The organism is Microcoleus sp. C2D2 (genome assembly GCF_036702495.1).
Taxonomy (GTDB): Bacteria; Cyanobacteriota; Cyanobacteriia; order Cyanobacteriales; family Microcoleaceae; genus Microcoleus.
Genome location: NZ_JAUBTO010000004.1, coordinates 129,954 through 137,841 on the forward strand (window position 1 = coordinate 129,954; position 7,888 = coordinate 137,841).

Consider the following 7,888-nt stretch of genomic DNA (forward strand, 5'->3'; position numbering starts at 1 on the left):
TGGAATTGCCCTTAACAGGTTTTGGGCCAAATCAAGAGGACTTGCTGAATGCGGTACAGAATAGGATGGGAGGGATTGGTTCGCGATCCAGGGGCAGGACACGGCAATGCCGTTTCCCTACAGGTATTACAAGAACGCGCGATCGACCATCACATATTATCGGATGAAATACGGTAGGGACACGGCGAGGGCCTTCGTCCCTACACATATTGCGTACCAGACCCTCGCGGATGACAGACAAAAACGTGCGATCGACCAAAAGCAGATGCGAACAAATCCTTTAACCTGCGATACTAATTCACAGATGCGATCGACCGAGCCTCCCAAAGACTCCCTCAAACCATGCCCAAGCCTAAAAAGACCCCCCCCAAAACCTACACTGAAATCAACCTCAGCGACCCTCAATATTACTTCAACCGAGAACAAAGCTGGCTAGAATTCAACAACCGCGTGCTCCACGAAGCCCTTGACCCCCGCACGCCCCTCCTAGAAAGACTCAAATTTCTCGCTATTTTTAGCTCGAACCTAGACGAATATTTTATGGTGCGCGTGGGCGCCCTCAAACAACAAGTACACGCAAAAGTCAGCAAATTAACCTCCGACGGCCGCACGCCCCAAGAACAGCTAGATGCCCTGAACAAGCGGCTTTTGCCGATGGTTACTCAGCAGCACGCCTATTTTGAGCAAACCCTGCGGCCGAAACTAGCCGCAAGCGAAATCTACATTCTCGACTACATAGACCTCAATCAAGAACAGCGCAATTACTTGCACCGCTACTTCAAAGAACAAGTATTTCCCGTACTCACTCCCCTAGCAGTTGACCCCAGCCACCCATTCCCCTACCTTTCCAATCTCAGCCTCAATTTAGCAGTAGTCGTCAGAGACCCCGACACGCGCGAAGAATTGTTTGCCCGCGTCAAAGTCCCGCAGGTTTTACCGAGGTTTTTGCCGCTGCCGGGGGATTTGCAGTGGCAGCAGAGGGGCAAATCTCCAGTTTGGACTGGCGTCCCCCTAGAACAGGTGATTGCCCACAATTTAGAAGCTTTGTTTCCGGGGATGGACGTAGAGGAATATCACCCGTTCCGCATTACTCGCAATTCCGATTTGACCGTGGAGGAAGATGAGGCGGAGGATTTGCTGCTGGCAATAGAACAGGAACTCCGCAAGCGCCGGTTTGGAGGTTCTGCGGTGCGGATGGAAATTCAAGCGAGTATGCCGCCTGCGCTGCGAGATATGCTCATGGAGGAGCTCGATCTCGGCGAGCAAGATGTTTACGTCGTAGAGGGGCTGCTAGGCCTCAAGGATTTGATGTCTTTTGTGGGGCTGCCGGTGCCGGAACTGAAAGACCCGCCTTGGACTCCGGTTGTGCCGCCGCGCTTGCGGAACTTGGAACCGGCAAGGATTTTAGAGAAATCGATGTTGGATGCTGAGGATGGTCAGGATATTTTCACCGCCATCCGCCAGGGGGATTTGATGCTGCACCATCCTTATCACTCGTTTGCGGCGACGGTACAGCGGTTTATTACTGAGGCGGCGCACGATCGCTCCGTGTTAGCGATTAAGATGACTTTATACCGCACTTCTGGAGATTCGCCGATCGTCAGCGCCTTAATTCAAGCAGCGGAAAACGGCAAGCAGGTAGCCGTTTTAGTAGAGCTCAAAGCTAGGTTTGACGAAGAAAATAATATTAATTGGGCCCGCAAGTTAGAACAAGCTGGAGTCCACGTAGTTTACGGTTTGGTGGGACTCAAAACCCACACCAAGATTGTGATGGTAGTGCGTCGCGAGGACGGGTACATCCGCCGCTATGTCCACATCGGCACCGGCAATTACAATCCCAAAACAGCCGGACTGTATACTGATGTGGGTTTGTTGAGTTGTCGCGAGGATTTGGGATCGGATTTGACGGATTTGTTTAATTATTTGACTGGTTATTCGCGGCAGGTATCTTATCGAAAATTGTTGGTGGCACCGGTCAATATGCGCGATCGATTTTTAGCTTTAATCCGGCGCGAGGTCGAATTCTGTCGCTTGCAAGCCGAAGGCGGCAACGGTAGCTGCGGCCGCATTGTCGCTAAAATGAACGCTTTAGTTGACCCTCAAATTATTGTTGCTTTGTACGAAGCTTCGCAAGCGGGAGTTAAAATTGATTTGATTATCAGGGGAATTTGCTGTTTGCGTCCCGGCGTTGAAGGTGTTAGCGAAAATATCAAAGTTATCAGTATTATCGGCCGCTTTTTAGAGCATTCTCGGATGTTTTATTTTTTTAACGGTGGCGACGAAGAGGTGTATATTGGTTCTGCTGACTGGATGCAGCGCAATCTCACAAGACGGGTTGAGGCGATAGTTCAGGTGGAAGACCCGACAATTGCCAAGGAATTGCAAGAAATTTTGGGGGTAATGCTGGCTGACAACCGCCAAGCTTGGGATTTGCAGCCGGGAGGACACTACTCTCAGCGGCGGCCGCCTGCTAATTGCCCGGAAGTTAGCTCTCAGCAAATTTTGATGGATATGGTTCTGTAACGGTTTATCAATACTTTCAGCCTTTAAATACCTAATTTCTATCAACACTCTAGCAATTTGATGTATTTACGTTACTTCAGACGTTGAGTTAGCTTACTAGAGCCGTGACAGATTTCTAGATACTTTCTAGCACCCACAGTTTGTCTTACCTTCGTTTTTACAAATAGCCGCCCGTGTTAGGCGGCTAAGCTCAGAAATGCAGACTTGACAGCACACTTGAGCCGTGCGATCGTGTTGTTAAGGAAGATTGATGCGCGACTGCCCGGTGCAGCAAACACCAGACAAGTCACGACTTCCCCAAACCGTTTACTGACAACGTTTGGAGCTAAATAATTATGCCACGTAAAGGGTTCAATCCCAAAGCTTTCTGGAAACGGGAAGCAAAAGCGACCTTTGTTCTATTTCTTGAGAATCCCTCAAAAGTAACTCTGTCTGTTGCTGTAATTGATTGCTGTCGCTACTTGTTTGCGATACAGCAAGAAAAATATCCGTTAATCTCACAGCGGCTCGATATCGAATCTTTTGTGAAAGCTATTTCTTATGTGATAAGTAGCTTCGAGTAAAAACTGAGTTTATTGCACAGGAAATAATTAAGCCCCGAAAGGGGCTTTTTAAGTATCTTGCTACCGACACCACACCGTATCTGCACGCGACCCCAGAGGGCGCAAGCTTTGGTTATTCTTTCCGATCGCCTCCTTCCACCACAGTGAGCCGTCATACTCATCCCTTACGGTAGTGCCACGGGGCATATTATCGAGCCTGTGGGCGCTAAACCCGCGCTCTATCATATCCTTTCGGGTGAGTACCTGTGACCAGTAAGCTGGTTTTTCTTCCTGGCACGGAAGTGCGATCGCTTCATTCTCACTGTGTGCATCTTGTGATTCTAACTTTTCGGGTACCGACCGAGGGAGCGGGTTTAGCATCCCATCGTGCTGTACGCATCCCTTGCTTAACCAGTTCAATGAACTTGTCCACCGCTTGGCTCATGTTCCCGGTCATCTTGAGGAGCTTGACCGTTTCTGGTTTAAGGGTCAGTGTCACCCTTACAGCGTCCTTGCGATTCGCACCGGGTTTTAGATTTTTTAAACTTTTAGGGTTTACGTTCATATATTTATCTCTATTTCTGAGCTTAGCCGCCCGTGTTAGGCGGCTATTTGTGAAAATGAACTTAAACCAGCAGGTCAAAGATGTTGGGCTTGTCGCCTTCGGAGATTTTCTCGTGACCAAGTGCTGATTCTATTTTTGAGACTCTTTCGGCTAACGTCTGAAGCTGAAGCTCGAGCAATCTAATGCTATCTTTTAAATCAGCTCTCTCGGTTCCCAACAAGTCGAATAAACTATTGGAAAACTCAAATTCACTATCTTGATTAAGCAGTGTTGCTAATTCGCTTAAAAAAGTTGCCTTAAAAACCTCTAAATCAACATTTGAGCCTTTGTCGGCTAATTTATCAATCAATTCGTTAACTGCTTCCGTCATGACGTTTAAGCGGTTTTCAATCGCCTGAACAGCCATCGCGTTCTTCATTGCAATAGTCGCAAAGTAAGTAAATTCGTACTTCGCGCTGTTAAAGGTAGGTAGTTTCTGCACTTGTTTTGTGAGGTAAAGGATTAGTTTAACGTCAATTTCGGACGGCAATTTAATCTACCAATCAATAACGTCATCAGGTGTGAGTTGGTCAAGCAAGTCGGGTGTTGCTCTTGTTGTCTCTAGAGATGTTCCAATTAAGCCAATCTCTAAGCTGTCTTCACTTTTTGAAAGTTTGTGCTGTTCAAAGAGATTGGGACATTCCCGTACATCGACATACAACACAAGCGCTGCACGGACAATATCTGACAAATTGCAGCTTTTGTCACTACAGATACGCTTGAGCGCTTCCATCAACTGAGGTGATAATCGAGCGTGAATCTCATTTTTGCTCATCAGAACTCTTCCTCATTAGTTGAGTAGCTTGTCAGTTCCAGCAGTTCCCGAAAGGCAAATGTGTCAGTTACACCAAAAGTCTGGTTTAGCAATAACTCAAAGAACAACAGGTTGCGGTGTACGTCATTTGTGGTGACATTTGAAACGAAGGAAATTGTTGTGTCACCGTGCTTTTTAAAAGCGTTAATTGTACGCAATGCTTCCTGTACGTTTTTTCTGGCTAGCTCTAGACTTTCAATCGCCTGTCTTGTCGAGACTGAAACATCAGCCATATTGTCGTAGTATTCGTGGATGTTGTTCATAATGCCTGCTTTCAAGTGTATTTTCTGGTTTAGCCGCCCGTGTTAGGCGGCTATTTGTAAAAAAGGACTTAAATGAACCAATCCCGGCGTCGTAACTGCACTAACCTAAATATTTGTTTTTGACAAACCTTAAGTAAGTCAACTGCCAAGCTGAGGTTTAGTTTAAGAAATTTCATGTGTGAACTGGGTATTAAGCCATTGACCTCTTCTAGTAACGCTTGACACGCCAAAATGGTTTCAGAAAACCTAGGGCTTTTAACTAAGTTTTCTACTTCTTCAACCCAACCAAAATCTAGCTTTTGAGTTTTCATTTTCGGACAAATTTGTCAATGTACTTTCCTCCTTTAGGTATTACCCCCCAACCTAAAGCCCTCACATCCATCTGAAGCTGATCGGGTTTAACCTTTGGTATCAGTCCCGCTTCTGTGTGTAAATCCATCCTTGCTTTTAAACTTTTGGGGTCTACCTCAACCAAAATGCTAGGCGGGCTAGTTGCCCACTCTTTTGCGGGAATTCCAGATAACTCAGCTAAGGTATCAACCAAGATAGTTTCGTAAATCCCTTCCTTTGATTTTTCTCGGAACTCAAAATATTCCTCAAAAAAAGTTAAAGCTTCACTTAGGGAATCCCAGACACCTGTACACAACCCGGAAGTTATTACATCTGATACAAGTTTCCACTGCTGCAAAGAGTAACTAGAGGGAAGATTGCCCTCTACTTTTCCTTGGAACTCGCTGTGTAAATCCCAATTAATGAGGTTATTCCAAAAGTTACTTAACTCCTTTTTCAAGGAATTGATAGCCAAAGAATCGGGATTAACCAGGTTACTCAAATCAACTCCGGGTTTAAACTTAACGGTAATGAGCCGCCTCTTTATCTCGCTGCTACTGATACGCCACACAGTAGTAAATACTTTCGGACAAAACACGTAGAAAGGTATATTTTGCCCTTTTCCGTTGCTGATACTTTGTTTGTCCGTGTACCTGTCGTATCCGTTGAGAAGTGCGGTAAGCACGTCCCTTTCCTCAAAAAACTCGCTATCAGCGTTATCGAGCAAGTAGAAACAGTTTTTCTCAATCGAAAAAGTAGACGGATCTACCCATCGAATCTGATTAATATCATTCTTGATGCTTGCCGCTGTTGAGCGGGCATTAAGAATGCTACCCGTGACACGAGAAAACACTTTGATGCACTCAGACTTGCCCGAACCCGGCTCCCCCCTTAATTCAAGTATGGGAAGGATGTCACATAAAACACTCGGAATAGACGCATACGCAGCAAGTAAAGGATAACTAATCTCAGGGTTAGAAATTGCGATAGTCAATCGAAAAAGATTCTCAATTTTCTTGCCAATTGATTCACCCTCAATCAAAAGCTTATTGCTATCATCCTGTTTCAACCTTTTTAACCTCGCGTACTTACCTATATCTAACTCATCACTATCAGAAGTGTTTTCCCCTTCTTCTAAAGGGTTTTGTAAAGCTTGCTGGATTTCTGGTGGTAAATCTTTTTGGGTCATTTCCACATCCCTGTGATTAATTCGAGTGTTTTGGCAAGTATTTTTTGTGCTTCAAGTGCATCATCTTCTACGTGTGATACCCCAAGTAAAGTTCCTAACTCATACAAGGAATTAACAGGATAGTCCTTACCAAGATGATGCTTGATAAATTTCCACCTTGCCTCCAACTTTTCACTTTCAGTCTCAGGTTTTTGATAGGTTTTCCCCCCGCCAGAATTTGCGGAAGTAGCAGATAACACAGCTTTGTCACTGTCGGTTAACAGTTTGGACTCTATATTAACGGCAACAATTGTGTTTTTGACTTTCGCTTCCCAATAAGCAATTGTTGCCTCGTCTAGACTTGGTGATTTAACTTCTTCCAGAAACTGAGGATTAACGTAAGGGGCAATAACTACCGAGACAACGTCACTATTAATGTTTTTTAAAACATCTTTAGCGAACCCGTAAAGGTAGTTTTCACTAGGTTCTACTTCTTTGTCTTCAAACTTTCTCGCTTCATTATTCCAGGTAGGTTTTTTGTCTTTGTAAAAACTCAAAAGAACTTTTTGACCGTCAACTTTCCAAGTTTTATCTTTTGAGTTTTCTACTCCAACAGATTGAGATGACAAAACTCCATAAAAACTTGCACATTTGTCATCTACGCCGTAATAAGCTTCGGTAAAAACAATTCGATCGTGCATAGTCACTCGATCGGACTGAATAAATAAACGGTGAGATTTGCCTTCTTTGCCTTCGTAAAAATTTACTGTCATGATTCTAGTGGTAAGTGCGTGAGAGTGTATTTTCTGGCTTAGCCGCCCGTGTTAGGCGGCTATTTGTAAAAAAGGACTTATTGCAAAAGGAAATCCCTGCAAAATGCCCGAAATGCTTCTCGCGGGTTGTCTGCTAGTTTTTCTTTCTCGCAGTATTTAATAAAGTCAACTATGACTTCACTTAATATTGCTATCAACTCATTTTTGTCATTTTCATCCTCAGGACTGTTAAGAATTTTTTGATAAACTCCATCACCTAAGAATTGGTAAAACTCTTTGAGAAAACAATACTTGACGTAATTCACGTTGTAGTGAATAAATCTTTTTTTGGCAGTTGCTGACTTGGGACTTTCAGTTTTGAGAAATGACTCTTTGTACTGAATCATTCCATCTTCCTGAAGCATCTCAATTTGAGGTGAGATAAGGCTTCTAGTCTCGTGCCAAGGGGTAGTTTCAATTTCCATTGTTAGTCTCCAAAAATTAACTCAAGTTTTTCTTCGAGTGCTGTTACCAAGTAAAACAAAGATGATTTTACTTCACCCGGTAGGTTTAACGATGCGTAGTTACTAGCTACAAAAAGTATCTGTTGCATCGTAACCTTATTAGTCGCGCACAACATTAAATGCTTAAGCCGTGCAGAGTCGGTGAGTATTCCTTTTGGCTCAATTATTAAAAAATCAAAAGGAATAGGTTCTGGCTGCATTGCCCAGTGCCGAACACTTTTCTCGACAACATTTTTGAGTACGACAACTAAATCTGCACGATAAGTAACTGCTGAACCTAAATCGCTTTTTGGAACAACCAAAAAATTTACTTGCCTCAAAAGCTGTAAGCTAATTGGTAGGTTAAGTAAAACAATTCTATAGCAGTA

Annotated in this window: 12 protein-coding genes; 4 read left to right on the forward strand and 8 right to left on the reverse strand. The window is 44.1% G+C overall.

The features are described from left to right. Positions 1-48 precede the first annotated feature (48 nt). From QUB61_RS02860 to QUB61_RS02875, 4 genes are all read left to right on the forward strand, one after another. A complete protein-coding gene (locus tag QUB61_RS02860; RefSeq protein WP_333128857.1) occupies positions 49-177 on the forward strand; it encodes a hypothetical protein in 129 nt (42 codons plus the stop codon). 165 nt (positions 178-342) lie between these two features. Beyond that, positions 343-2,523, forward strand: coding sequence for a polyphosphate kinase 1 (gene ppk1 / locus QUB61_RS02865; RefSeq protein ID WP_333128859.1), 2,181 nt, complete (start codon positions 343-345; stop codon positions 2,521-2,523). A 204-nt stretch (positions 2,524-2,727) separates the two neighbouring features. Then, positions 2,728-2,856, forward strand: coding sequence for a hypothetical protein (locus QUB61_RS02870; RefSeq protein WP_333128861.1), 129 nt, complete (start codon positions 2,728-2,730; stop codon positions 2,854-2,856). Between the two features lie 2 nt (positions 2,857-2,858). Then, positions 2,859-3,086, forward strand: a complete 228-nt coding sequence (locus QUB61_RS02875) for a hypothetical protein (RefSeq protein WP_333128863.1) — start codon at positions 2,859-2,861, stop codon at positions 3,084-3,086. A gap of 60 nt (positions 3,087-3,146) precedes the next feature. On the opposite strand, the gene QUB61_RS02880 is transcribed toward QUB61_RS02875, so the two are convergent. The 8 genes from QUB61_RS02880 to QUB61_RS02915 all read right to left on the reverse strand — a co-directional run. Then, positions 3,147-3,446, reverse strand: a complete 300-nt coding sequence (locus tag QUB61_RS02880; RefSeq protein WP_333128865.1) for a hypothetical protein — start codon at positions 3,444-3,446, stop codon at positions 3,147-3,149. Between the two features lie 245 nt (positions 3,447-3,691). Next, complete coding sequence (locus QUB61_RS02885; protein WP_333128866.1) at positions 3,692-4,159, reverse strand: hypothetical protein; 468 nt, start codon at positions 4,157-4,159, stop codon at positions 3,692-3,694. Positions 4,160-4,165: 6 nt separating this feature from the next. After that, positions 4,166-4,444: a hypothetical protein gene (locus QUB61_RS02890; protein ID WP_333128745.1), complete on the reverse strand. Its 279-nt coding sequence runs from the start codon at positions 4,442-4,444 to the stop codon at positions 4,166-4,168. Beyond that, positions 4,444-4,746, reverse strand: a complete 303-nt coding sequence (locus QUB61_RS02895; RefSeq protein ID WP_333128869.1) for a hypothetical protein — start codon at positions 4,744-4,746, stop codon at positions 4,444-4,446. Before QUB61_RS02895 ends, QUB61_RS02890 begins: the two co-directional genes overlap by 1 nt. A 307-nt stretch (positions 4,747-5,053) precedes the next feature. Continuing rightward, positions 5,054-6,265, reverse strand: a complete 1,212-nt coding sequence (locus tag QUB61_RS02900; RefSeq protein ID WP_333128871.1) for a hypothetical protein — start codon at positions 6,263-6,265, stop codon at positions 5,054-5,056. Then, entirely contained in the window at positions 6,262-7,017 is a 756-nt protein-coding gene (locus tag QUB61_RS02905) for a hypothetical protein (RefSeq protein ID WP_333128872.1), read from the reverse strand. Before QUB61_RS02905 ends, QUB61_RS02900 begins: the two co-directional genes overlap by 4 nt. Positions 7,018-7,094: 77 nt before the next feature. Beyond that, complete coding sequence (locus QUB61_RS02910; protein ID WP_333128874.1) at positions 7,095-7,481, reverse strand: hypothetical protein; 387 nt, start codon at positions 7,479-7,481, stop codon at positions 7,095-7,097. Between the two features lie 2 nt (positions 7,482-7,483). Then, the coding region (locus QUB61_RS02915) for a hypothetical protein (protein WP_333189803.1) at positions 7,484-7,888 on the reverse strand (405 nt) is incomplete at its 5' end.